The sequence below is a fragment of the Streptomyces sp. NPDC002181 genome, assembly GCF_042890485.1.
Lineage (GTDB): Bacteria > Actinomycetota > Actinomycetes > Streptomycetales > Streptomycetaceae > Streptomyces.
On sequence record NZ_JBIASC010000004.1, the window covers coordinates 266,680 to 291,701 of the forward strand.

The 25,022-nt window shown below is 73.6% G+C and carries 20 protein-coding genes and 1 pseudogene; 8 read left to right on the top strand and 13 right to left on the bottom strand.

Annotated elements, in window-relative coordinates; genetic code table 11:
* The first annotated feature begins 5 nt into the window (after positions 1-5).
* The 7 genes and pseudogenes from ACFYXV_RS13640 (at position 6) to ACFYXV_RS13670 (ending at position 6,861) form a co-directional block, all read left to right on the top strand.
* Complete coding sequence (locus ACFYXV_RS13640; RefSeq protein ID WP_385470247.1) at positions 6-413, top strand: single-stranded DNA-binding protein; 408 nt, start codon at positions 6-8, stop codon at positions 411-413.
* A gap of 68 nt (positions 414-481) precedes the next feature.
* Complete coding sequence (locus tag ACFYXV_RS13645) at positions 482-1,774, top strand: thioester domain-containing protein (RefSeq protein WP_389382947.1); 1,293 nt, start codon at positions 482-484, stop codon at positions 1,772-1,774.
* Positions 1,775-1,997: 223 nt separating this feature from the next.
* Positions 1,998-3,482: a bifunctional phosphatase PAP2/diacylglycerol kinase family protein gene (locus ACFYXV_RS13650; protein WP_389382948.1), complete on the top strand. Its 1,485-nt coding sequence runs from the start codon at positions 1,998-2,000 to the stop codon at positions 3,480-3,482.
* A gap of 21 nt (positions 3,483-3,503) precedes the next feature.
* Positions 3,504-3,934 (top strand): annotated as a pseudogene (locus tag ACFYXV_RS13655) (barstar family protein).
* A gap of 82 nt (positions 3,935-4,016) precedes the next feature.
* Entirely contained in the window at positions 4,017-5,681 is a 1,665-nt protein-coding gene (gene ettA / locus ACFYXV_RS13660) for an energy-dependent translational throttle protein EttA (RefSeq protein WP_202201524.1), read from the top strand.
* Positions 5,682-5,686: 5 nt separating this feature from the next.
* Positions 5,687-6,148, top strand: a complete 462-nt coding sequence (locus tag ACFYXV_RS13665) for an acyl-CoA thioesterase (protein ID WP_383345199.1) — start codon at positions 5,687-5,689, stop codon at positions 6,146-6,148.
* On the top strand, positions 6,145-6,861 hold the full coding sequence (locus ACFYXV_RS13670; protein ID WP_385477048.1) for a hypothetical protein: 717 nt from the start codon (positions 6,145-6,147) through the stop codon (positions 6,859-6,861). Before ACFYXV_RS13665 ends, ACFYXV_RS13670 begins: the two co-directional genes overlap by 4 nt.
* A 39-nt stretch (positions 6,862-6,900) precedes the next feature.
* On the opposite strand, the gene ACFYXV_RS13675 is transcribed toward ACFYXV_RS13670, so the two are convergent.
* Positions 6,901-7,305 carry a globin gene (locus tag ACFYXV_RS13675; RefSeq protein ID WP_099892271.1) on the bottom strand — a complete coding sequence of 135 codons (405 nt, stop codon included), beginning with the start codon at positions 7,303-7,305 and terminating at the stop codon, positions 6,901-6,903.
* 102 nt (positions 7,306-7,407) lie between these two features.
* Here ACFYXV_RS13675 and ACFYXV_RS13680 point away from each other — a divergent pair, with 102 nt between their 5' ends.
* Positions 7,408-8,427 carry a methyltransferase domain-containing protein gene (locus ACFYXV_RS13680; protein WP_389382949.1) on the top strand — a complete coding sequence of 340 codons (1,020 nt, stop codon included), beginning with the start codon at positions 7,408-7,410 and terminating at the stop codon, positions 8,425-8,427.
* Positions 8,428-8,442: 15 nt separating this feature from the next.
* Here the strand turns inward: ACFYXV_RS13680 and ACFYXV_RS13685 are convergent, their stop codons facing one another.
* The 12 genes from ACFYXV_RS13685 to ACFYXV_RS13740 all read right to left on the bottom strand — a co-directional run bounded on the left by ACFYXV_RS13685 (position 8,443) and on the right by ACFYXV_RS13740 (position 24,890).
* On the bottom strand, positions 8,443-9,501 hold the full coding sequence (locus ACFYXV_RS13685) for an FHA domain-containing protein (RefSeq protein ID WP_389382950.1): 1,059 nt from the start codon (positions 9,499-9,501) through the stop codon (positions 8,443-8,445).
* 63 nt (positions 9,502-9,564) lie between these two features.
* Positions 9,565-10,890 carry a VWA domain-containing protein gene (locus tag ACFYXV_RS13690; protein WP_385477056.1) on the bottom strand — a complete coding sequence of 442 codons (1,326 nt, stop codon included), beginning with the start codon at positions 10,888-10,890 and terminating at the stop codon, positions 9,565-9,567.
* Between the two features lie 43 nt (positions 10,891-10,933).
* A complete protein-coding gene (locus ACFYXV_RS13695; protein WP_389382951.1) occupies positions 10,934-12,406 on the bottom strand; it encodes a protein phosphatase 2C domain-containing protein in 1,473 nt (490 codons plus the stop codon).
* Positions 12,407-12,496: 90 nt separating this feature from the next.
* Entirely contained in the window at positions 12,497-15,274 is a 2,778-nt protein-coding gene (locus ACFYXV_RS13700; protein WP_389382952.1) for a tetratricopeptide repeat protein, read from the bottom strand.
* Positions 15,271-16,536, bottom strand: coding sequence for a hypothetical protein (locus ACFYXV_RS13705; RefSeq protein WP_385476035.1), 1,266 nt, complete (start codon positions 16,534-16,536; stop codon positions 15,271-15,273). The genes ACFYXV_RS13700 and ACFYXV_RS13705 overlap by 4 nt, the downstream gene beginning before the upstream one ends.
* A gap of 71 nt (positions 16,537-16,607) precedes the next feature.
* A complete protein-coding gene (locus tag ACFYXV_RS13710; protein WP_389382953.1) occupies positions 16,608-17,711 on the bottom strand; it encodes a glutamate ABC transporter substrate-binding protein in 1,104 nt (367 codons plus the stop codon).
* Between the two features lie 5 nt (positions 17,712-17,716).
* Positions 17,717-19,126 (bottom strand): hypothetical protein, encoded by a 1,410-nt coding sequence (locus ACFYXV_RS13715; protein ID WP_389382954.1) that lies wholly within the window; start codon positions 19,124-19,126, stop codon positions 17,717-17,719.
* A 179-nt stretch (positions 19,127-19,305) separates the two neighbouring features.
* Positions 19,306-20,355 carry an N-acetylglucosamine kinase gene (locus ACFYXV_RS13720; RefSeq protein WP_389382955.1) on the bottom strand — a complete coding sequence of 350 codons (1,050 nt, stop codon included), beginning with the start codon at positions 20,353-20,355 and terminating at the stop codon, positions 19,306-19,308.
* Complete coding sequence (locus ACFYXV_RS13725; RefSeq protein ID WP_389382956.1) at positions 20,346-21,620, bottom strand: 6-phospho-beta-glucosidase; 1,275 nt, start codon at positions 21,618-21,620, stop codon at positions 20,346-20,348. The genes ACFYXV_RS13720 and ACFYXV_RS13725 overlap by 10 nt, the downstream gene beginning before the upstream one ends.
* Before the next feature lie 5 nt (positions 21,621-21,625).
* Positions 21,626-22,564: a carbohydrate ABC transporter permease gene (locus ACFYXV_RS13730; RefSeq protein WP_385476007.1), complete on the bottom strand. Its 939-nt coding sequence runs from the start codon at positions 22,562-22,564 to the stop codon at positions 21,626-21,628.
* A 1-nt stretch (position 22,565) separates the two neighbouring features.
* Positions 22,566-23,549 carry a carbohydrate ABC transporter permease gene (locus ACFYXV_RS13735; RefSeq protein ID WP_389382957.1) on the bottom strand — a complete coding sequence of 328 codons (984 nt, stop codon included), beginning with the start codon at positions 23,547-23,549 and terminating at the stop codon, positions 22,566-22,568.
* A 6-nt stretch (positions 23,550-23,555) separates the two neighbouring features.
* Positions 23,556-24,890: an ABC transporter substrate-binding protein gene (locus ACFYXV_RS13740; protein ID WP_389382958.1), complete on the bottom strand. Its 1,335-nt coding sequence runs from the start codon at positions 24,888-24,890 to the stop codon at positions 23,556-23,558.
* Positions 24,891-25,022 lie beyond the last annotated feature (132 nt).

The following is a 25,022-nucleotide window of genomic DNA, read 5'->3' on the forward strand; positions in this document are numbered from 1 at the left end:
CCGGGATGAACGACACCCTGGTGACGCTGGTCGGGTGTGTGGCCACGCAGATCGACTACAAGGAGACGGCGACCGGGCCGTCGGCGCGGTTCAGGTTCGCCGTGACGCCGCGGTACTTCGACCGGCGCAAGGAGGCCTGGGCGGACGGGCCCACCAGCTTCTACACCGTCTGGGCGCGGCGCGTGCTCGCGGTGAACCTGGCGGGTTCCGTCGCGGTGGGGGAGCCGCTGGTGGTGCACGGGAGGCTGAGGGTGCGCGACGATCCACCCGACGGGGAGGGCAACCGGTGGTTCTCGGCGGACATCGACGCGATCGCCGTCGGCCACGACCTGAACAGGGGGACAGCCGCGTTCCGGCGGGTCGTCAAGGCGGACCCGCCACTGATGCTCACTCAGAAGGCGGCGGTGGTCTGAGTGTTCGAGGCGGTTAGGATTCCCCGGTACTCACGGGCACCTGGGTCATTGGCCCGAAGGGGAAGACTGTGTCGATTTCCGTTCCCGCATCCTCCGCTCCTGATTCCGCTGCTTCTTCGCCGTCCGCTGCCGCCGGTTCCGCGAGACCCGTCCCTCCGGTCACGGCCGCGGCCGGAGCGGGGGCGCCCGTACGGGCTTCCGCGCGGCGACCACTGGCCGCCGCCCTGCTGGCCGCGGCCCTGGCCGCCGCCCCGGGCGCGCAGGCGGCCGCCGACTCCGCAACCCCCGCGCCCCGGACACCGGAGGGTGCGAGCGCCGTGCTGGACGGGCTGAAGACGTACGGGCAGGCGGTCCTGCGCGCCCAGGACGGATCGGTCCGGCAGATTCCGGCCGGGCTGTACGAGATGCGGGTCGACGGCGGCGGGATGCTCCAGACCTACGGGGTCGGCGTGACGGGCAACGCACAGCCGCAGGCCCGGTACTCGGAGAGCGGCTGGAGCGGCAGCCTGCTCGCCGGGAACGGGGAGGCGGGACGGATCCGCTGGGTCCTGGAGCACTCGTATCCGCAGCTGAACGATCTGGCCGGACTGGCGAAGGCGGCCGGGGCCGGGGCCCTGACCGCGGAGAGCGCGGCGGCCGGAACGCAGGTCGCGATCTGGCGGCTGGCGGACGGAGCGCAGGTGGAGGCCGCGGATCCGGCGGCGGAGAAGCTGGCCGACTACCTCCAGCGGTCGGCGGGCAGGCTGCCGGAGCCGCCGGCCTCGCTGGGGCTGGACCCCGGGAGCGTGTCGGGGCCGGTGGGCACCCGTCTCGGGCCGGTCACCGTGCGCACGGGGGCGCAGAGCGTGACGGTCACCCCGGACGCGGCGGCCGCGGCGATGGGGGTGCGGGTGGTGGACGCCGAGGGGAAGCCGGTCACCACCGCGGCGAACGGGAGCAAGCTGTACTTCGAGGTGCCCGCCGGCACCCCGGACGGCTCGGCTTCGGTCACCGTCCAGGGTTCCACGAGGGTGCCGGTCGGCCGGGTCTTCACCAGCGAGGTGCCGAGCCAGGCGCAGATCGTGGCGGGCTCAAGCCAGTCCGCCCTGGCGGCGACGGCGAGCGCGGTCTGGCCGCAGCCGGTGGTCGTCGAGGGAGCCGGCGCCACGGGCGACGGGCCGGCCGTGACGCAGGCCTCGGCAGCGGCGGCGGCGGCCGCCGCGTCGTCGGAGCCCAGCCCCGACGACGAGCGGCTGGCGACCAGCGGCAGCTCGGCGGCCACCCCGGTCATCGCCTCGCTGGCGGTGGGCCTGGTGGTCCTGGGCGGCCTGGTGGTCCTCCTCCTGCGCAAGCGCCCCCTCGATGAAGAGGACCAGGCGTAGGGGCGTCCGCATCCCCTGGGGAACGGGGCCCGTGGGCAGCGGCACGTTGCCCGTGAGAGCGCCCGCACCGGGCCGCGAGCCCGGGCCCTGGCCAGGGCCCGCTCTCGGCCAGGGCCCGCTCCCGGCCAGGGCCCGCTCCCGGGCAGGGCTCCGGCGTGGGCCGTACGAGGGTCGCTTCGGGCGCCGGCAGGTTTCAGGGCGGGCCTGCGGGTAGGCGGGGAGAATGGGCGATCAAGAGTTGACCTGGCGGGGAGCCCCCGCACGCTGGGACCGGATGCTGTTCGACGGGGTGGCCCGCCGGCACTGGCCGGCCGGTGACCGGGTGCTGCCGAGGCTGGGGCGGGCCGCGAACCACGGGGTGCTGTGGGGCGGGGCCGCCGCGGCGATCGCGGTCCTCGGCTCGACACCGGCCCGCAAGGCGGCGCTGTGCGGGGCCGCCTCGCTGGCGCTGGCCTCGGCGACCGTGAACACCGTCGGCAAGTGGTCCGTACGGCGGCCCCGGCCGCTGCTGGAAGGGGTGCCCGAGGTACGGCGGCTCGTGACGCAGCCGACGACCACCTCGTTCCCGTCCGGGCACGCGGCGTCCGCGTTCGCGTTCACCACCGGGCTGGCGCTGGGGGCGCCGGGCTGGGGCGCCCTGCTGGCCCCGGTGGCGGCATCGGTGGCGTTCTCCCGCGTGTACACGGGGGTCCACTACCCGTCCGACGTGGCCGCGGGGGCCGCGCTGGGTGTGGCCGCGGGTCTCGTCGTACGCCGCATCGCGCGCCGGGTGGAGGAGGCGCGGCTCAGCCCCGGCAACGAGCGGAAGGCCACCGAGGCGCCCGCGCTGCCGGACGGGGCCGGGCTCACGGTGGTGGTCAACACCGGCTCCGGAACGGCCGCCGCGGCGGGTCTCGACGTACTGCGCGCCCGGCTGCCCCGGGCCGAGGTGGTCGAGTGCGAGGGTCCGCAGCTGCCCGGGGAGCTGGCGGCGGCGGCCGCCCGGTCCACCGTGCTCGGGGTGTGCGGCGGCGACGGCACGGTCAACGCGGCCGCCACCGCCGCGCTGCGGGCCGGGGTGCCGCTGGCGGTGTTCCCCGGCGGCACGCTCAACCACTTCGCGCTGGACCTCGGCCTCGGCGGAGCCGAGGACACCTGCCGCGCCGTCGCCGCCGGCCGCGCGGTCCGGGTCAGCGCGGGCCGCTTCACACCCGGCCCGGACCCCGAGGACGGCCGCTCCGGGTACTTCCTGAACACCTTCAGCATCGGCGCCTACCCCGAGCTGCTGCGGCACCGGCTGCGCTGGGCGCCGCGGATCGGCGGCGGCCCCGCCGCGCTGCTGGCCGCGTGGAAGGTCCTGCGCGCGGAGCGCCCCGTACGGCTCCGGCTGGCGGGCCGGCCGCGGAGCGTCTGGCTGCTCTTCGCGGGCAACGGCACCTACCACGGCACCGGCGCCACGCCCCGCCGCCGCGACAGCCTCGGCGAGGGCCTGCTCGACGTCCGCCTCGTCCACGGCGGCGGCCGGCCCGGGCCGCGCCTGTTCGCGGCCGCGCTGACGGGCCCGCTGAGCCGTTCGCCCGTCCACACGGCCACCCGGCTGCGCAGCCTGCGCATCGGGGACATCCCCCCGGGCACCCCGCTCGCGTACGACGGCGAGTGCATCCCCGCCCCGCCCGCGCTGGTCCTCGACACGCTCCCGGACGCCCTGACGGTGTACCGCCCGGCCTGACACCACCTAGGCTCGGGCGCCGTGACGACGACGTACGTGATCGAGGGCGGCCGATCAGGACGCTGGACGACTTCTGGGCGGTGACGGGCGAAGCCGTCAACGGCCCCGGGGGCTATTTCGGGCGGAACCTCGACAGCTTCGCCGACTGCCTCCGGGGCGGCTTCGGAACCCCGGACGAGGGCGGCTTCGTGATCGAGTGGCGTGATCACGAACCGTCCCGCCGCGCGCTCGGCCACCCGGAGACCGCCCGCCACCTGGAGGGCGTACTGGCGCGCTGCCACCCCACGAACCGTCCCCGGGTAGCCGAGGAGCTCGCCGAGGCGCGCGCGGGCCGCGGCCCGACCCTGTTCGACGTCCTCACCGAGATCATCGAGGATCAGGCCCCCGGCTCCCTGCGCCTGCGCTGCCCCCCCGGCGCGGCGTTCGCGACCGCGCGCAGAGCCGGGGGCTGACCTTACCCATTCGCCCGTAGGGGTGGACGACTGGCAAGATGGGGTGTATCTGCCCACCCCACGATCTGCCGGACGGTTTCTCTTGGCTGAGTTCATCTACACCATGCGCAAGACGCGCAAGGCGCACGGCGACAAGGTGATTCTGGATGACGTCTTCCTGAACTTCCTGCCCGGCGCGAAGATCGGCGTGGTCGGTCCGAACGGCGCCGGCAAGTCCACCGTCCTGAAGATCATGGCGGGCATCGAGCAGCCGTCCAACGGTGACGCGTACCTGTCTCCGGGGTACTCCGTCGGCATCCTCATGCAGGAGCCCAAGCTCGACGAGTCCAAGACCGTCCTGGAGAACGTCGAGGACGGCGTCGGCCCGATCAAGCAGAAGCTCAACCGGTTCAACGCGATCGCCGAGGAAATGGCGACGAACTACACCGACGAGCTGATGGAGGAGATGGGCAAGCTCCAGGACGACCTGGACCACGCCAACGCGTGGGACCTGGACGCCCAGCTGGAGCAGGCCATGGACGCCCTGGGCTGCCCGCCCGGCGACTGGCCCGTCACCAACCTCTCCGGTGGTGAGAAGCGCCGCGTGGCCCTCTGCAAGCTGCTGCTTGAGGCCCCCGACCTGCTGCTCCTCGACGAGCCCACCAACCACCTCGACGCCGAGTCCGTGAACTGGCTGGAGCAGCACCTGGCCCAGTACAAGGGCGCCGTCGTGGCGGTCACCCACGACCGCTACTTCCTCGACAACGTCGCCGAGTGGATCCTCGAACTCGACCGCGGCCGCGCGCACCCCTACGAGGGCAACTACTCCACCTACCTGGAGAAGAAGGCCGAGCGCCTCAAGGTCGAGGGCAAGAAGGACGAGAAGCGCGCCAAGCGCCTCAAGGAAGAGCTGGAGTGGGTCCGCTCCAACGCCAAGGGCCGCCAGGCGAAGTCCAAGGCCCGTCTCGCTCGCTACGAGGAGATGGCGGCCGAGGCCGACAAGATGCGCAAGCTCGACTTCGAGGAGATCCAGATCCCGCCGGGCCCGCGCCTGGGCTCGATCGTGGTCGAGGTCAACAACCTCTCCAAGGCGTTCGGCGACAAGGTCCTCATCGACGACCTGTCCTTCACGCTGCCGCGCAACGGCATCGTCGGCATCATCGGCCCGAACGGCGCCGGCAAGACCACGCTCTTCAAGATGATCCAGGGCCTGGAGAAGCCGGACTCCGGCGAGATCAAGGTCGGCGAGACCGTCAAGATCTCGTACGTCGACCAGGGCCGCGCCAACATCGACCCCAAGAAGACCCTCTGGGCGGTCGTGTCGGACGAGCTGGACTACATCAACGTCGGCAACGTCGAGATGCCCTCGCGCGCCTACGTCAGCGCCTTCGGCTTCAAGGGCCCGGACCAGCAGAAGCCGGCCGGCGTGCTCTCCGGCGGTGAGCGCAACCGCCTGAACCTCGCGCTGACCCTCAAGCAGGGCGGCAACCTGCTGCTCCTCGACGAGCCCACCAACGACCTCGACGTCGAGACCCTGGGCTCCCTGGAGAACGCGCTCCTCGAATTCCCCGGTGCGGCCGTGGTCGTCTCCCACGACCGCTGGTTCCTGGACCGAGTGGCCACGCACATCCTCGCCTACGAGGGTGACTCGAAGTGGTTCTGGTTCGAGGGCAACTTCGAGTCCTACGAGAAGAACAAGATCGAGCGGCTCGGCCCGGACGCCACCCGTCCGCACCGCGCCACGTACAAGAAGCTCACCCGAGGCTGAGCAACATGGCCAGACATCACTACCGGTGCCCGCTGCGCTGGTCGGACATGGACTCCTTCGGCCACGTCAACAACGTGGTCTTCCTCCGCTACCTGGAGGAGGCGAGGATCGACTTCATGTTCCGGCTGGCGCCGGGGGAGGGCAGTGAGTCCTTCACGGGCGGGTCCGTCGTGGCCCGCCACGAGATCGACTACAAGCTGCCGCTCGTGCACCGTCACGAGCCCGTCCTGATCGAGTCCTGGGTGACGCGGATAGGTGCCGCGTCGCTGACCATCGGTTACGAGGTCAAGGACGAGGCGACCGAGGACGCACCGGAGAAGGTCTACGTGCGGGCCTCGACCGTGGTCGTGCCGTACAACCTCGCCGAGGGGCGGCCCCGCCGCATCTCCGCCGAGGAGCGGCACTTCCTGGAGAAGTACCTCGACGAGCCCGTGGGCTCGCGCGCGGAAGGCCGCATCGCCGCATGACCGAACGGCTGTGCCTCGCCGACTCCGGGGAGGCGGCGGACCTCGCCGCCTTCCTGGGGCGGCTCGTGCACTACGACCGCGCCGCCGCTGTCCGTCTTCAGGCAGCCGGCGGCGCGGTCGCCGTCTTCGGCCGGCCGGCCTCCTTCGAGGTGCTGGCCATCCGCACGGTGCGCCTCGCCGTGCCCGTCTCCCACCCGCTGGACGTGACCGTCTCGGCCGGGGAGCTGCTGGAAACCGTGGACGAGGACGCCGCGAGCGCCACCGTCCCCGCGCCGGTCACCGGCCCGCCGTGGACCGGGGTGCTCCCGCCCCGCGGCGGCTGGCGGCAGCTGCCGGGGCTGCCCGGTCCCGAGGAGGTACGGGCCGCCTTGAGCGCGTCCGTCGCCGAGTTCCGCGCCCGTGACGAGGCCCTGCCCCCGCAGCACCGGACCCGGTCCGAGCGGGACCGCATCGGCCGCGAGATCTGGTCCCGGATGCTGGGCGACACCGAGCTCCCGCTGCGCGCCGTGCACGCCGCGCAGTCCCTGGGCTTCCTGAGGCCGATCCGCTCGGCCGTGGCGAGCGGAGCCGGCGCTCCCGGCGCCGTCCCCGACCCGGTGGCCCTGCTCGCCTCCGGCGGCTGGCTCCGGCTGCGCACCCCGTACGGCTCGATCGCGATGCGCCGCCCCGGCGGCACCGGGGGCCTGGGCGCCCTCCAGGTGAGGCCGGTCTAGCCTCCGGGCCGCCCCTCCGCTTGCGGTTCCGGGTACGGGCTATCCCGCGGTGTTGATCATCGAGGCGGCGGCGTACGTCAGGTACCGCCACAGCTGCGCTTCGAGCTCCGGCGCCAGACCCAGCTCGTCCACCGCCACGCGCATGTGCCCCAGCCAGGCGTCGTGCGCCGCCGCGTCCACCTGGAAGGGGGCGTGCCGCATCCGCAGCCGCGGGTGGCCGCGGTTCTCGCTGTACGTGTTCGGGCCGCCCCAGTACTGCATCAGGAACAGGGCGAACCGCTCCTCGGCCGGGCCGAGGTCCTCCTCCGGGTACATCGGACGCAGCAGCGGGTCCTGCGCGACCCCCTCGTAGAAGCGCCGCACCAGGCGGCGGAAGGTCTCCTCGCCGCCCACCTGCTCGTAGAACGTCTGCTCCTGCACCGTGCCCCGCGGAATCTCATTCACCCGACCATCGTCTCAGACGCCCGGACGGAGGACGGAGGTCTTAGGTCCGCCGTTCGCCGACCCCCGTTCGCCTCCCGGGCCCGCTCGCAGGACAGTGGAGCCATGGGTGCACACGCCGCTCACTCCGCACGTCCCGCGGGCGGGTCCCGCGCCGCGCACGCCGAGGCGCGGGACCTGCGGGACGCCGCCCACGCCGCGCAGGTGCGGGAGCTGACCGCCGCCGGGGTGCTGGACGATCCCGCCTGGCGGGCCGCCTTCGAGGCGGTGCCCCGGCACGTCTTCGTCCCGTACTTCTTCACGGGCCGGGGAGCCGGCCACGAGCGGCTCTGGGGCGAGGACCCCGACCCCGCCCACCGCGCCCGCTGGCTTCGCGGGGTCTACACCGACGCCCCGCTCCCCACCCGGCTGCGCGACGGCGAGCTGGTCTCCTCCAGCAGCCAGCCCTCCCTGATGGCGAAGATGCTGGAGGCGCTGGACGTCCGGGACGGGGACGACGTGCTGGAGATCGGCACGGGCACCGGGTACACCGCCGCGCTGCTCAGCCACCGGCTCGGCGAGGAGCACGTCACCACGATCGACCTGGACGAGGAGATCACCGAGTCCGCGCGGGCGCACCTGGCGCTGCTCGGCCACCGGCCGACCGTGGTCACCGGGGACGGGGCGCGCGGCTGCCCCTCCCGCGCCCCCTTCGACCGGATCCTGGTGACCTGCACCCTGCCGCTGGTCCCGCACGCCTGGCTCGGCCAGTGCCGCCCCGGGGCGCGGATCCTCGCCCCGCTGTCGACCGGGCTGATCGCGCTGACGGTCCGCGGCGCCGACTTCGCGGAGGGCCGCTTCCTGCACACCCCGGCGTACTTCGTCCCGCTGCGCGGGGCGACGGCCTCGTCGGCCGCGCCCGGGGCGGCGTCGTACGGGCTCCCGTACGAGCTGGTGGAGAACGAGCGGTTCCAGTTCATGCTCGTACTGACGGCGGGCGTGCTGCACCCGCGCGAGGCGCTGGACCTGTGGCGCGGCGAGGGCCGGCCGGGCCGGGAGCGGTTCGGGGTGACGGTCAGCGCCGAGGGGCAGTGGTCCTGGCTCGACGACCCCCAGGGCCCGTACGTATGGCCCCTGGGGGAGTAGCGCGGCAGCCGGGGTTCAGCCCCGGCGGATGGTGATCGTGGTCCAGGCGCCCACGTGGACCCGGTCGCCGTCGGTGAGGGGCACCGGGACGTAGGGCTGGATCGGCTCCTCGCCACCGTTGATGGTGGTGCCGTTGGTGGAGTTCTGGTCGACGACCGCCCAGCTGAGGTCGGGCTGCTGGACGAGCACGGCGTGCTGGTGGGAGACGCCCGGGTCCTCCGGGGGCACCGACAGGTCGATGTCCGGGGACTCACCCGTGGAGGCGCGGCGGCGGCCGATGGTGATCTGGCCGCCGGACAGCGGGAGATGCTGCTCCGGGGAGTACGCGGGCAGGTTGAGCCCGGCCGCCTCGGGGCCGCTGCGCTGCATCATCGCCATGAAGTACGAGCGGTCGGGCCCGACCGTCGCGCTCCACGCGCCGGTGCTCTGCGGCGGGAACGGCTGCTGGGGCTGGTGCTGTTGCTGCTGCTGGACCTGCGGTGCCTGCGGTGCCTGCTGGTACTCGTGCGGCTGCTGCTGGTACTCGTGGGGCGCCGGCGGGGGCTGCTGCCCGTACGGCTGCTGCTGGGCCTGGCCCTGCGGCCGGTGCTGCTCGTGCGCCGGAGGCGGCAGCAGCCAGTCGTCCTCGCGCTGCAGCGGCTCGGCCGGCCGGTTGACGCGGGACGGACGGGAGCCCTGGTACTCGAAGTGGTCCTGGGAGAAGGGCGCCGAGGCGGGCATCTGCGGCGGGGCGGGCGGCGGTGGCGGAGGAGGCGGGGTGGCCCCGGTCCCGCGCCCGTGCCCGTTCCCGCCCGCGGCCCCCGCGTCCGTGCCCAGCGGCGGCGGCGTGTACGAGGTCGCCGAGCGCGTCAGGAAGTTGTACCGGCACTCCTCGCAGAACGGGGCCATCGCCTCGCGCGGGGTCCGGCACTGCGGGCAGAGCTCCGCCTGGGCGGTCGGCTCCCCGGCGCTGGGAGGGTAGCCGTAGCCGTAGGAGGGCGCCGCTGGCGCGCCCGCGGCGGCAGCCATGCGGTGGCCGCAGACCTCGCACCAGTCGTCGGAACCGGACTGGTGCCCGTTCGGGCAGGTCGGCATGGCGGCTCTTCCCCCTTCAGCCTGCGTCATCGCGTCAGGTCTTCTCAGGTCTCTCGGTCGGTCTCAGGACTTCTTCACACGGACGGTCTGGATCGAACGCGTTTCGAGGGTCATCTCGTCGGCATCCGCCACCTTCGCCTTCAGCCGCACAGTACCCGCCGCCGCATCGACGACATCCACCACCTTGGAGAGCAGTTTGGCCGTGTCCGCGTTCCCGGAGGCACTGGCCAATTGCACGGCACGGCCGAGCTTGGCCGTGGCGCCGTCGACATCGCCCATTTTGCGCGCTTCCAGCCCCTGTTGGATAGCCTGCGCGAGTTCCGCCTGTCCCGTGTAGTGCGCGACCTGCGCGTTGATGGCGGTGGAAGCGGCCAGATCGTCCGTCCACACCGCGCGTACGAGTCCCTGTGCGAGCGTGGCCGGCGGCTCGCCCGGCGCGCCGGGGAGCAGGAGCGTGGCCCGGGCGGCCAGCATCTCCTGCCCGACGGAGGCGGCCGGGACCCGGACGCACACGTGGTACTCGCGGGACTCGTCGCCCCAGGAACCGGTCGGGTAGTCGCCGGCGCGCGGGCCCGCACCGGTGCGGCGGTCGCTGAGGTCCTGGACGGTGGGCGCGACCTGCTTGACGTACTGGATCTCCACGCCGACCGGGGTCCACAGGCGCAGCGCGACGTCCGCGACCTCCTTGCCCATGACGTTCTCCATCATGAGCGTGAAGTCCTCGGTCAGGTGCGCCGGATCGGCCACGATGTCGGCCGTGCCGAGCAGCGCGCTCGCGATGCCGGTGACCTCCTTGACCTCCCAGTCGGTCCCCACCCCGCGGGCGTCGCAGGTGAAGCGGCCCGCGCAGGCTTCCAGGGTGGCGCGGAGCACGGCCGGGTCCTCGTGCTCGTTGCGGCCGTCGGTGAGCAGGATGCCGTGCCGGATGGTGGCGGTGGACTGGCGCAGCAGGCCGTCGGCGAGGCGAAGCCAGGTGCCGATGGCGGTGCCGCCGCCGGATTTCAGGGACCGCAGGGCCTCTTTGGCCTGGGCGCGGGTGGCGGCGTCGGCCACGGCGAGACGGCCCTGGCCGGGGTAGACCTCCCTGGCCACGTGCGTGCCGTCGATGACGGCGAACGCGGTGCCGTCGCGCAGGGTGTCGATCGCGGCGGCCGTGGCCTCGCGGGCGCCGCGCATCTTGTCCGGCGGGTACTCCATGGACCCGGAGCAGTCCACCATGATCACGACGGCGGCAGAGCCGCGGGCGGCCGCCGCACGGTTGGCGGCGGCGCCGCCCGTGGAGGTCACGGTGACGATGGCGTGGACGTCCCGCCCGCCCTCGGGGAGGAACTCGTTCTGGTACACCTCCACGCTGAAGCGCGGGGCGCTCGGCTTGGCGAAGTTCGCCATCGGCTGGACTCCTAGAAGAGGACGGGCGTGCGGGTCGGGCGGATCAGGGCCGAGGGCGTGCTTCCCTCTCCGCCTGTGCTTCCGTTTGCGGTTCCGTTTGGGCGCCGGCAGGCGCGGACGCGGACGCGGAGGCCGACTCCGGCGCCGCCGCGGTCGCCGGATCGGCCGGGGCGGCGAACGGGACGACGGCCACGGTGACGTTGTCGTGGCCGCCCCCGTCGAGGGCGTGACCGACCAGGACCTGCGCGCTGTGCAGCGGGCGGGAGGCCGCGTCCACGGGCAGTACCTGGGCCATCTCCTGGGCGGACTCGGCGTAGTTCCACAGGCCGTCGGTGCAGACGACCACCACGCCCGCGTGGTCCGGCTTGAAGCTGGCGGTGTGCGGTTCCAGGTCGTACGCGTCGGCCCCCAGCCATCCGGTGATGGCGTGGGCCCGGACATCGGCGTAGGCCTCGGCCTCGCCCATCAGCCCGGCGGCGACCATCTGGGCCGCCCAGGAGTCGTCCTCGGTGAGGCGGCGGGCCAGCGCGCTCCGGTCGTCCGGGACCCAGTACGCGCGGCTGTCGCCGACCCAGCCGATGGTCAGCACCTCACCGCTGACGACGGCGCCGACCAGGGTGCAGGCGGGGGCGTTCTGCGCGCCCGGGACCTCCGGGGCCAGGGCGTTCACGGCGGCGGCCGCGGCCAGGATGGCGTCGTGCATGGCCTCCTGGGGGTGGGCGCCGCGCGGGAGGGCTTCGAGCAGGGCCTCGTTGGCGGCGCCGGCCGCCGCGGCCGATGCCTCGTCGGGACGGCTGGCGGAGGACACGCCGTCGCAGACGATGGCCACCGTGGCGGCCGATCCGTCGGGCAGGGCGGTGGCCGCGACCGCGAACGAGTCCTCGTTGCGGTGGTGGCGCAGCCCCCGGTCGCTGACGGCGGCGACGCTGCCGAGCTCCTCCTCCAGGTGGTCGCGCTCGCGGGGCTGGGCGTGCCCGCAGTGCTCGCAGTACCCGTCGGTGTCGACCCGGCCGGCCCGGCAGGCCACGCAGGTCTTCCCGCCGTCGCCGCCCGCGGGACTGCCGCCCTGCGCGGTGCCGGAGGCGTACGGGCCCTCGTGCCCGGGACCGGCGCCGCCGTACGGGGCTTCGGGCGCACCCCAGGGGGTGCCCTCGGGCGGGGTGGGGGTGCTGCCGGGGCTGCCCGGCCGGTCGTGGCGGATCTCGCCGCCTCCGTACGCCGGCTCGGGCGCGCTGCCGTACACCGGCTCCGGCGCACCGCCGTACGCCGGCTCGGGCGCGGGATCCGGAATCAGGCCGGCCCGTGCCGCCGGCTCGGCGGCGGCGGGCTCCGCCGGTGCGGACCAACCGGCGGTCTCCCCGACCAGCGTGGGCGCCGATCCGGCGGCGACGCTGCCCCACCCGGGCGCGGGTTCCGCGAGGGCGTAGCCCCCCGTCGGGCCGGTCGGCGCGGCCGGGAGCGTCGGGATCGGGAGCGTCGGATCGTCCCGGGACACCGGAGGGGAGGCGGCGGACACGGGCGAACCGCAGACACCGCAGAAACGGTCACCCTCCTCAAGGGGCTCCGCGCAGCTGGGGCAGCCAGACGGCCGATGCATCGACATCACTCACACCCACGTCCGGGGACGGAAACGGTTTGCCCGCTCCACCAGTTCGATCCTGTCCTCGCCCCGCTGCGCCAGCCGCGCGAGCACGCGGTACGAGCGCTCCAGCCCGAAGCGCAGGCCCCGCTCGTCCAGTTGACTGCCGAGCAGCGAGTTCCGGCCGGGGTCGGAACCCCGGCTACCCGACAGTACCCAGTCCAGGGCCGAGCCCAGAACCTCGGTCGACAGCCGTTCGTGCCGGACCGCGTCCAGCCCGAACCGCTCCAGGGCCTCCACCTGCGCGGCAGCAGCCGCCAGATCCGGAAGCAGTTCCTCCTGGGGAGACCGGTCGCGCAGGCGTGCCCGTACCGCCGCCACCCGTGCGGCGGTGTAGTGGATCGAGGACTCGGGCACGGACTCCAGCGTGCGCACCGCCCCGGCCCGGTCGCCCGCGGCGAGCTGGACCCGGGCCAGCCCGAAGGCGGCGCTCACGAACCCCGGGTCGGTGATCCAGACCAGCCGGTAGTACTCGGCGGCGTTGTCCAGCTGCCCCAGGATCTCCGCGCACAGGCCCAGCGCCAGCTTCGGCGCGGGCTCGCCCGGGAAGGCGTCGTAGATCGCGTCGAAGGACAGGGCGGCCATCGCGTCCTCGCCGGTGGCCAGGGAGGCGATCCCGCGCGCCCACACCACCCGCCAGTCGTCCGGATGCCGGCGTTCCAGATCGGCCAGGGCGGCTCCGGCCGCGGGCAGTTCCCCGAGCTCCAGGCGGGCCCGCAGCTCGCGCAGCCGCAGCTCGGCCGAGTCGGCGGGCGCGGCGTGCAGGGCGCCCAGCAGGTCCCCCGGCGCGGTGGCCAGCAGTCCGGCCAGGAACCCCGCGTTGGGATCGGCCGAGTCCACCAGCGGCACCGGCAGGGACAGCGCCATGCCCCGGGCGTCCGGCGCGGCCAGCTCGGTGGGGCGTACGCCCGGCGCCGGCGCGGGCGGCGCGGCCACCGGGGCGGCGTGCCGGGGAGCCGGTACCTGGACCTGCCGCGCGGCCGCGCCGGCGCGGTGCGTCGTGCTCGTCCCGAGCGGCGCCGACAGGGCCGCCGCCCCGTGGGCCCCGGAGGGGCCCACCGCCGCGCCCGGACCCGCGGCCGCCGCCGGAGCCGGAGGCGGCAGGACCGCCGACGGCGCGGCCCGGCGCCCGAGCCGTCGGCCGCCCGCCGCGGGACCCGGCACGGCCCGCGCCCCCAGCCGGGACACTTCGGCCCCGGCCACGTCGGCGAACAGCCGGGTGTCCGGAACCCGCAGCTCCGGCCCGAAGAGCGTGGAGAGCTGCGGCCGCGGCCGGCCCGTCTGCAGCGCGACGACCTCCCGCAGTACGCCCGTCAGCTGGTCCGCCATCTCCTGCGCGGACGAGAACCGCCGCCCCGGATCCGGATCGGTCGCCCGGACCAGCAGCCGGTAGAAGGACTCGTACCGCCCGAACACCTCGATGTGCTCCGGATCCGGCAGCGAATCCACGAACACGTTCGTGTAGCCCTGGAAGTCGAAGGTCAGGACGGCCAGCGTCCGCGCCACCGTGTACAGGTCGGAGGCGACCGAGGGGCCGAGCTCGGCCACCTCCGGCGCCTGGTAGCCCACCGTGCCGTAGATGGCCGACTCCTCGTCGTCCATCCGGCGCACGGCGCCCATGTCGATCAGCTTCAGCTGGTCCTGCTGCTGGATCGCGTTGTCGACCTTGAAGTCGCAGTACAGGAGGTTCCTGCTGTGCAGGTGGCCGAGTGCCTCCAGCGCCTCGATCCCGTACGCGCAGGCCTGCTCCACCGGCAGCGGATCGCGCCGGCCGTCCGGCCGCCGCCGCTCGTTCGCTATCTCCTTCAGGGACTTGCCGCCGACGTACTCCATGACGATGTACCCGTCCAGCGAGCCCGTCCGCTGGTCCAGGTGCTCCACGAAGTTGTAGATCCGCACGATGTTGGAGTGCTCGATCTCCGCGAGGAAGCGACGCTCCGAGATCGCCGCCTCCATCGCGTCCTGGTCCCCGGTGTCCAGCAGGCCCTTGAGGACCACCCACCGGTCCGAGACGGCCCGGTCCACCGCCAGGTACACCCAGCCGAGGCCGCCGTGCGCGAGGCAGCCCGCCACCTCGTACTGGCCGTGCACGACCTCCCCCGCACGCAGCTTGGGCACGAAGGAGTACGGGTGCCCGCACTTGGTGCAGAACCCCTCCGTCCGCCCCGGCCGGTCCCCGCGCGAGCGGCCCACCGGAGCCCCGCAGTCGGAGCGCGAGCAGAACCGCTTGCGCTCGGGCACCTCCGGGTTCTCCAGCACCGCCGCCGAGGGATCCGGGCGCGGCACCTCCGGGACGTTGACCAGCCCGGCGCCCAGCCGGCTGCGCCCCGAGGGTCCGGCCGCCGAACCCGAACTGCGCACCGACACCGAGCGGCTCGACGCGGCGCCCGGCAGGGAGCGCGAGAGCCGGCCCGACACCGAGCGGCGCGAGGACGAGGAACGGGAGGACCGCGAGGAACGGGAGGACCGCGAGGACCGCGCCGAGGCCGACGTCGACCCCGAACGGCCGGAGCGGTCCGAGCCGTGCGAGCCCTGTGACCCGTGCGAGCCGTGGGATCCCTGAGAGTCGGGGTGCCTGGCCGCGCTCGTCATCCCCGTCGGCGGCGACACCAGCTCCTCCGCGCCCGCCGCGACGGAGCCGATCGGCGCCAGACCGCAGGTGTCGCAGTACAGCCCGCCGTCGCCCATGTCCTCGTACGACCCCGGGCAGCCGGGGCGAACGCACGCCGTTCCGACCGGACTCATGCGTCCTCCTTCCCCGGCCCGTCGGGCCGGTACTGCGGCTGCGGCGGTGCCAGTGACTCGGCCGTCGCCTGCTGGTAGCGCAGCACGGCCTGCTCGGCGGCCCGCAGATCGCAGGGCGCGCTCCACAGCATCCGCCGTGCCGTGTCGTACCGCTCGACCAGGAGCGGATCCTCCGCCATGCCGTGCCGGGCCACCTTCGCCTTGTACGCGTCCAGCCGCCCGCGCAACTCCGCCCGCACGGCCAACGGAGCCGTCACGGCGGTCAACGATTCGCGGGCCCTGCGCAGTTCCTCCTCGGCCCGCTCCTCCAGCGATTCCAGCAGCGGCGAGAGCCGGTGCCACCGGGCCTGGCGGCGGTACTCGGCCGCCGCGGCCAGCTGCTCCTGGAGCGCCGTCGGCGGCCCGCTCACGACGGGCACCTCCGAAGCCGCGATCTTCGCCAGCACCTCGCCGCGCGCGGTCCGCGCCTCCGCCAGGGTCCGGTCGGCCCGCGAGAGCACGTCCCGCAGGCTGATCAGCCGCTGCTCGGCGTCCTGCCGCACGTCCAGGACCGCCTCGATCTCCCGGCGTACGTCCTCCAGCGCGACCGCCGCCCGGTCGTAGCGGGCGGTGTCGGGGCGGCCGCCGCCCGGCGCGGAACTGCCGGCGAGCGGCTGCCAGAACGCCAGCGGGTCCGCGATCACCTGCTCCCGCAGCGCGGTCAGCTCGGCGGTGATCTCCTCCAGGTCGTCTCCCGACGGGTGTTCGCCCGGGCGGACCCCCACCGAGTGGGCCAGCGAGCGGGTGCGGTGCAGCTCGGCCGCGAGCAGGTCGATGCGGGCGGGCAGCGCCGACCACACCGAGTCGGCGGCCACCACCACGTCCAGCGAGCTCGCGTACAGCTCGTTCATGCGCGACACCAGCTCCGCGAGCGAGAGCCGCTCCGCCAGGGCCACGCCCTCCGCCCCGGCCCCGGCGATCAGCACCCCGGGCCCCCGCAGCCGCTCGGTCAGCTCGATCAGCTCCTCGCGGCCGGGCCAGCGGCGCCGCTCGCGGATCTCCCGGGCGGCGCCCAGCGCCCCGCTGTAGGCGTCGAAGTACGTCCACAGCCGGGTGATGGCGGCATCCGCCGCCGCCCAGCGCTCCTTGGTGACGCCGGTCAGCCCGGCCCCTTCCAGCAGCCGGCGCCCGGCGTGGTCCTGGAGGGCGAGCAGGGAGGTCTCGACGGCCTCGTGCTCCGCGCCGAGCCGGGCCAGGGCGCGGTCGACGTCGTCCCGGTCCATCACTGCCGACTGCGCCTCCACAAGCCCCGCCTCCGCTTCCCCGACATCGGGCTCCGACTCTGCCACCTGTCTCAGCCGTCCCGGTACTTCGGCGCGGGCGGTCCGGCCACCCCGGGCAGAACGGGCTTGAGGTGCGTCACGTACGCCTGCATCCAGGGGCTGCCGTCACCGCCGGCGCGGTAGTCCTCCAGCACCTTGTTGACCCGGCGCACCAGGTCGGAGGCGTCCTTGTTCATGGCCACCCCGTAGAACTCCCTGGTGAACGGGGAGCCGACGAGGCGCACCGACGGGTCCTGCGCGGCCTGGCCGGCCGCGAGCGCGTTGTCCGTGATGATGCCGTCCACCTCGCCCAGCTGGAGCCGGACCAGGCAGTCGAGCTGGTTGGGCACGCTGACCGACACCGAGCCGTACGGCTGGGCCCTGAGCGCCGCCTCGGCCGTGGAGCCGGCGGCGGTGCAGATGCGGCGGCCCTTCAGCGAGGCGTCGTACCCGGTGATGGGCGAGCCCTTGGGGGCCAGGACCTGCTGCCCGGCCTCGAAGTACGCCGTCGAGAACGCGACGTCCTCCAGCCGCTTGCAGTTGATGGTCATGGTCCGCACGACCACGTCGACGCGGCCGTCCTGGAGTGCGGGGACGCGCTGGCTGGTGGGGATGGCCCGGTAGATGACCGCGTTCTCGTCGCCCAGGATGTCCTTGGCGATGGCCTTGACCAGAGCGATGTCGAAACCGTCCAGCCGGCCGTCGACCGGGTTGCGGTAGCCCCACTTGAAGCTGTTCTGGTCCACGCCCGCGACGAGCTTGCCCGCCTTGCGGATCCGCTCGATGGCCGGTCCGTCCACACCGTTCGGACGCAGGCTGGCCTCCGGGTCCTGGCAGGTGTCGGTGAGCGACCAGGGGGCCGGGGCGGCCGCCATGGAGGCGGGTTCGCGGACCACGGCCGGGTGACCGCCCTCCGGGGCCGCCTGAGCCAGCGGCAGCAGGACGGCCGCGGCCGTCACCGCGCAGGCGGCCGCCATCGCGCTCACCCCGCCCCAGCCGCGCAGCCGGGCGGCCATGCGCCGCAGGCCGGAGGGCCGGGGCACCGGGCCGTGTGTCCCGGGCGCACCGTCCGTCCCGGCCGCGCCCTGCGCACCGCCGTCGTGGCCCTCGTCGGGGGACTCCACGCGTATCCGCATCGCTGTCACCTGTACTCCGAAAGCCGGCGCCCGATGCCGAGCAGAGCCGCCGCGGCGCCGACGACCGCCAGGGCCGCCGAACCCGTCACCAAACCGCCCAGCGCGCCGAGCCCGCCCCGGGCCGCCCGGGTGAACTCCTTCTGCTCATGGGCCACTGCCTGCTCCAAGGACGCGTCCACCGTGTCGAAGGAGGCCCCGCTGCTGTCCTTGTGGTCCTTGTCCCCGATGACCTGGGGCAGAGCGGCCTGGTAGTCGCCGCGCAAGTCCGTCTCCCGGGCCGCCGCGTGCCGCTGCTTCCACTGCTTGACGCCGTCCACGGCGCGCGCCACCGGATCCCGCCCGCTGCTGTCGTCCGCCAGCTTCTGCGCCCTCGCCAGACCGGCGTCCAGCTCGTTCATCTCGGCCGTGAAGTCCACGTCGTACTTGTCCGACTTGTTGTCCTCGGCCAGTACGGCGCCCCGCGCGATCAGGGTCAGGTTCTCACTGGCGCGGGCCTGGAGCGAGGCGATCCGCGCGTCGTTGAGCACCTTCAGCGACTCCTGCCCGTCCGATCTCGCCTCGGCCAGCTCCGCCCGGGCGACCGTGTGCCCCACGGCCAGCCACATGAGCACCACCAGCGAGGCGGCCGTCGCCGCCACGAGGCCGTGGTTGAGGACACGGTTGGTGCGCCGGTAGTTGCGGCGCTGGGCCCACGCCAGCGCGGCGAGTGCGAGGAGCCCCGTGCCGATCGAGGCCAGCGGCAGCGAGCGGGCGTCGTCGTAGTCCGTGTAGAGCCGGTCCGTCTCCGCCTCGTACAGCCGCTGCGCGGCGGGCAGCAGCTGGGTGCTCATCCGCTCGTTGGCGTAGCGGAGGTAGGCGCCGCCCAGCGGCAGGCCCTGCTTGTTCGTGGCCCGCGCCTGCTCGATCAGTCCCGTGTAGCGCGGAAGCTGCTCGCTCAGCAGCGCGATCTGCTTGCGCGAGTCCTCGTCCGCCCCGGTGTTGGCCGCCGCGTTCACCAGCAGCTTCGAGGCGTTGGAGATGTCCTTCTCGTACCGCTCGCGGACCTCGCGCGGTTCGTCGCCGCCGGCCAGGAACCCGCTGGAGGAGGCCGTGTCGGCATCGGCGAGCGAGCGGTAGATGCTCGCCGCGTCCGCGCTCAGCGGCTGGCTGCGGCCCACCACGTCGTCCGCGGCGCCGACCCGGGCGGAGATCTCCCACACGGTCACCAGGCCGAACAGCAGCACCAGGGCGGCCAGGACCGCCCCGATGATCCGCAGTCGGCCGGGCTCGGTCGTGGCGGCCGCGCGCAGCCGCTCCACGCCTTCGGCCCAGGCCGTGCCCGGACGGTCGGGCCCGTCCGGAAGGCCCGGCGGCGGACCGGGCGGCGGCACGGCGACAGCGCCCCCGGGCGCGGGCGCGCGTGATGTGATGGCCACCGTGACCTCCCCCTCGGTCCTGACTGCTCCGCAGCAGTATGGCCGTAGTGGCCGTCAACCACAGCACCCGGTGCTCGATCTTGGCGATCCACCACCGTCGTGCGCCGACCCCACCCCTTCACCGTGAATACGACTCCACGGCCGCCACGGTTCCAGACGCGGGCCCGTCCGGGGCGGGTTCACCCGAAATGGGCACGGAGTTTTCCGTGGGCCTCGGGCAGCGCCCCGAGCGCGTCCAGGCCCAGCAGTCCGGCTCCCAGTACGGGCGGGGCCGAGACCACCGACACCCGCGCGTGCGGGGCCCGCCGGGCCAGCTCCGCCGCGATCCGCTCGTCCAACTGCTCGTGGCCGGCCGTGAGGACACCGCCGCCGAGCAATACCGGAGCCTCCTCCTCCAGCAGCTCCAGCCGGGCCAGCGCCACCGAGGCCAGCGCCACCACCTCGTCCGCCTGCCGCTCCACGATCGCCGAGGCCACCGCGTCCCCGGCCGCGGCCACCGAGAACAGCACCGGCACCAGTTCGTGGGTCCGGCCGTGCTCCAGCGTCCCCAGGTGGAGCGCCTCGATCAGCTCGGCCATCGAACCCAGCCCGAAGTGCCCCGGCAGCGCCGCCGCCAGCTCCGTCGGGCCGCCGCGGCCGTCCTCCGCCCGCGCCGCCCACCACAGGGCCTCCGCGGCCAGGCCGCCCCCGCCGCCCCAGTCCCCGGAGATCTGCCCGAGGGCCGGGAAGCGGGCCGTGCGCCCGTCGGGCCGCATCCCCACGCAGTTGATGCCCGCCCCGCACACCACCGCCACCCCCCGCGGCAGCTCGGCCGCGGCCAGCCCGGCGCGCAGGATGGCGAAGGTGTCGTTGAACACCCGGGTCCGCGCACCCCAGCCGCGGGCGCCGATCGCCTCCGCGAGCTGCCGCTCCTCCACCGGGAGATCGGCATTGGCCAGACACGCCGAGACCTGTTCGGCGTACGGGGCCCCGGGGGCGGACGGCGGCAGCGCGGCGGCCTCCACCGCCTCCGCCACCGCCCGCCCCAGGACGTCCACCGCCTCCTCGACCCCGGTGCGCGGCGGCTGGAAGCCGCCGGAGCGCCCGGTGCCGAGGACCGTTCCGTCCGCGGCGATCAGGGCCGCGTCCGTCTTGCTGTTCCCCGCGTCGATGGCCAGGACGGCGGGCCGTACGGCCCGTACGGCCCGCCGTCCTGGCCGGGCCGGCCGGGCGGGAGGGGTCACGCCCATGCCAGGTGCTCCTCGTTGTGCGCGAGGAGACGGTCGGTCAGGCCCTGCGCGAGGTCGAACTGGCCGACCAGGGGGTGGGCCAGCAGCGCCTTGAAGACCCGCTCGCGACCGCCCCGCACGGCCGCGTCCAGCGCCAGCTCCTCGTACGCCGTGACGTGCGCGACCAGTCCCGCGTACAGCGGGTCGAGGCGCGGTACGGCCAGCGGCACCGGGCCGGACCGGTCCACCCGGGCCTGCACCTCGATGACGGCGTCGTCGGGGAGGAACGGCAGGGTGCCGTTGTTGAACGTGTTGACCACCTGCACCGCGGCCGGACCCGGCCCGCCGTCGCCCAGCAGCGCCGCCGCCAGGTCCACGGCCGCCTCCGAGTAGAAGGCACCGCCCCGCCTGGCCAGCAGCTCCGGCTTCTCGTCCAGTGCCGGATCGGCGTACAGGGCGAGCAGCTCCTTCTCCATCGCGGCCACCTCGGCGGCCCTTGAGGGCTTGCCGCCCAGCTCGCGCACCACGGCGTCGTGCGCGTAGAAGTACCGCAGGTAGTACGAGGGGACGACGCCGAGGCGGTCCAGCACGGCGCGCGGCAGCCGCAGGTCCTCGGCGACGGCCGCGCCGTGTTCGGCGAGCAGCCCGGGCAGCAGGTCCTCGCCGTCGGGGCCGCCCTTGCGCACCCCCATCTCCCAGGTCAGGTGGTTGAGGCCCACGTGGTCCAGGTGGATGTCGGAGGGGGCGAGGTCCAGCAGCGCGGCGAACTTCCGCTGGAAGCCGATGGCCACGTTGCACAGCCCGACCGCCTTGTGCCCGGCCCGCAGGAGGGCGCGGGTGACGATCCCGACGGGGTTGGTGAAGTCGATGATCCAGGCGTCCGGGTTGGTCCGCCGCACCCGCTCGGCGATGTCCAGTACCACCGGAACCGTCCGCAGCGCTTTGGCGAGGCCGCCGGCGCCCGTGGTCTCCTGGCCGACGCAGCCGCACTCCAGCGGCCAGGTCTCGTCCTGGAGCCGGGCGGCCTGCCCGCCGATGCGCAGCTGGAGCAGGACCGCGTCGGCGCCCTCGACGCCCGCGTCGAGATCGGCGGTGGTGGTGACCCGCCCCGGGTGCCCCTGCTTGGCGAAGATCCGCCGTGCCAGCGCGCCGATCAGCTCCAGCCGCTCGGCCGCGGGGTCGATCAGCACGAGCTCGCTGACCGGCAGAGTGTCGCGCAGCCGTGCGAAGCCGTCGATCAACTCGGGCGTGTAGGTGGATCCGCCGCCCACCACTGCGAGTTTCATGGTCACTAGCCTTTCACTCCCGTCAGGGTGACGCCCTCGACGAACGCCTTCTGGGCGAAGAAGAAGAGGACGATCACCGGCGCCATGACCAGCACGGTCGCGGCCATGGTGAGGTTCCAGTTGGTGTGGTGCGCCCCCTTGAAGGACTCCAGTCCGTAACTGAGGGTCCAGGCGGCCGGGTTGTCCGAGGCGTAGATCTGCGGGCCGAAGTAGTCGTTCCAGGCGCTGAAGAACTGGAACAGCGCGACGGCGGCGATGCCCGGCCTGGCCATCGGCAGGACGACGCGCAGCAGGGTGCGGAGCTCGCCGCAGCCGTCGACCCTGGCCGCGTCCAGGTACTCGTCCGGGATGGTCAGCAGGAACTGGCGGAGCAGGAAGATGGAGAACGCGTCGCCGAACGCCATCGGGATGATCAGCGGCCACAAGGTGCCGGACAGGTCCAGCTGCTTGGCCCAGAACAGGTACATCGGGATGACCACCACCTGCGGCGGCAGCATCATCATGGCGATCACCAGCAGCAGTGACAGCCGCCGCCCGCGGAAGCGGAACTTGGCGAGCGCGTACGCCACGGGCACCGAGGAGACCACGGTCAGCAGCGTGCCCAGCCCCGCGTACAGCAGGGTGTTGCGCCACCAGGTCAGGAAGCCCGGGGTGTTCCACACCTTGGCGTAGTTGCCCCATTCCCAGGTGTCGGGCACGAGGTCGCGGGTCAGCGCCTGCTGGTCGCTCATCAGGGAGGTCAGGAAGAGGAACACGAAGGGGAGGACGAAGAACAGGGCGGCGGCCACACCGAGGGCGTGTACGCCGATCCAGTGCAGGAGGGCCTTGCGGCCGGCACCGGCGCCGGCGGCGGTGCCGGTGCCGTGGCGCGGTCCGGCCGTCTCCGGGGCCGGACCGGCCCGCCTCGTGGGGGCGGGAGCCGTCGTGTCGGTCAGTCGGGCCATCTCAGTCACCTGTTCCGATCAGCCCGCCACGGCGGCGCATCAGGAGTGCGGTGAAGGCCATGGAGAGGGCGAAGAGGACCAGCGCGACCACGCACGCGGTGCCGTAGTCGAAGCGCTGGAAGCCGACGTTGTAGACGACCTGGGGGAGGGTCAGCGTGGACTTGTCGGGGTAGCCCGGCTCGAACTGCTGGCCCGAGCCGCCGATGACACCCGCGGCCACCTTCCCCGCCACCAGGGGCTGCGTGTAGTACTGCATGGCCTGGATGACCCCGGTGACCACCGCGAACAGGATGATCGGCGCGATGTTCGGCAGGGTGATGTGCCGGAACCGTGCCCAGGCCCCGGCCCCGTCCAGCTCGGCGGCCTCGTACTGCTCCTTCGGCACGTCGAGCAGCGCGGCCATGAAGATGACCATCAGGTCGCCGACCCCCCACACCGCGAGGGCGGTGAGCGCGGGCTTCGACCAGTCGGCGTCGGTGAACCAGCCGGGGGCGGGCAGGCCGACCGACTCCAGGAGGGTGTTGACCGGTCCGGTGCCGGGGTTGAGCAGGAAGACGAAGGCCAGGGTCGCGGCCACCGGCGGGGCCAGGTAGGGCAGGTAGAACAGGGTCCGGAAGATCCCCGCCCCCGTCTTGATCCTGGTGATGAGCAGGCCGACGCCGAGGCCGAAGACGACCCGGCAGGTGACCATCACCAGGACCAGCCACAGGGTGTTGCGCATGGCCGGCCAGAACAGCGGATAGTCGGTGAAGACGTACGTCCAGTTGTCCAGGCCGTTGAAGACGGGCGGGCGGAAGCCGTCGTACTTCGTGAAGGAGAAGTACACGGTGGACAGGAGCGGGTACGCGAAGAAGACGGCGAACCCGATCAGCCAGGGCGACATGAAGGCCGCGGTCCGCAGGGCGGACCGCCTGCGCTTCGCGCGCAGCGCGGGCGCGACGGGCCAGGTTCCGGGGCGGCCGGTGCCGGTGCTGGTGCTGGTCATCGCGGGCTACTTCGCCTTCGCGATGTCCGTGTCGATCTGCCGGCCGGTCTTGGCGAGCCCGGCCGGTATGTCGGCGACGTCGCCCTTCTCGACCGCGTACGCGAGGTCCTGGAAGGTCAGCTGGTAGGTGCCGCCGTCGGCCTGGGCCGGGGTGGTGTTCGACTTCGGGTGCCGGGCGATGTCGAGGAAGGTCTTGAACTCCGGGGTGACCTGGAGGTCCGGGGACTCCAGCGCCGCCAGGGTGGAGGGCACGTTGTGGATGGCGTTGGCGAACGCCACGACCGCCCCGGTGTCGGTGGTCATGTACTTCACCAGCTCCCAGGAGGCGTTCTGCTTCGTGCCGCCCGCCGCGATGCCCATGATCGTGCCGGAGAGATAGCCCTTGCCGTAGTCGCCGGCCTGGTCGTCCGGGACCGGAAGCGGCGCGGTGCCGATCTCGAACGTGACCCCGGCCTCCTTGGCCATGGAGGCCCGCCACTCGCCGTCGACCTGCATCGCGACCTGCCCCTTGTGGAAGGGGTGCTCGGCGCTCCACTCGTCGCCGAAGGTGTTGCGGAACTTCTCCAGCTTCTCGTAGCCGCCCAGCTTGGCCACCAGGTCCTTCTGCGCCGTCAGCATGCTCGCGAACGCCGGGTCCTCGGCCAGGCTGGACTTGCCGTCGGCGTCGAAGTACTTCGGGCTCCACTGCGCGGCCAGCCGCACGGGGGTGGTCTCGTAGCCGTGGTAGGTCGGCATGATGCCGAGCTGGTCGTACGAGTCCCCGTTGGGCTTGGTGAGCTTCTGCGCGACCTCGACGAACTGGCTCCAGGTCTTCGGCGGCTCGGTGATGCCGGCGGCCTTGAAGGCGTCCTTGTTGTAGACGAGCCCGTAGGCGTCGTTCAGCAGCGGCAGGGTGCACTGGTTGCCGTTGAACTGGGTGTAGTCCAGCAGGGTCTTGGGGAAGACCTTCGCCTTGTCTATGCCGGCCTTCCGGAGGAAGGGGTTCAGGTCGGTGAAGGCGCCGGTGTTGCAGAACTTGCCGACGCTGTCGGTGGTGAACGAGGAGACCACGTCGGGGGCCTTGTCCCCGCCCGCCCGGAGCGCCTGGTTGATCTTGTCGTCGGTCATGTTGCCGGTGACCTTGACCTTGATGTTCGGGTGCGCCTTCTCGAACCGGGCGATGTTCTCCTCGATCGCCTTGATCTCGCTCGGCGCGGACCAGCCGTGCCAGAAGTTGAGCGTGACCTCCTTGTTCGGATCGTCGGAGGCAGCGCTTCCGCTCTGGCCCGTGCACGCGGTGGCGAGGACGGACAGTGCGGCGACGGCGGTGGCCGCGGCGGTCATGCGACGGGTTCTGGGCATGGCGGGGCTCGCTCTCTGCGGGAGGAACTTCCGGGACGGGTGCCAGGGGGTGCGGTGAGGGGCGTGACGCGAGGTGTCACGGGGGGTGCTCGGGGCCGGTGGTGCCGGTCCCGGCGGGGCGGTCGGCGGCGC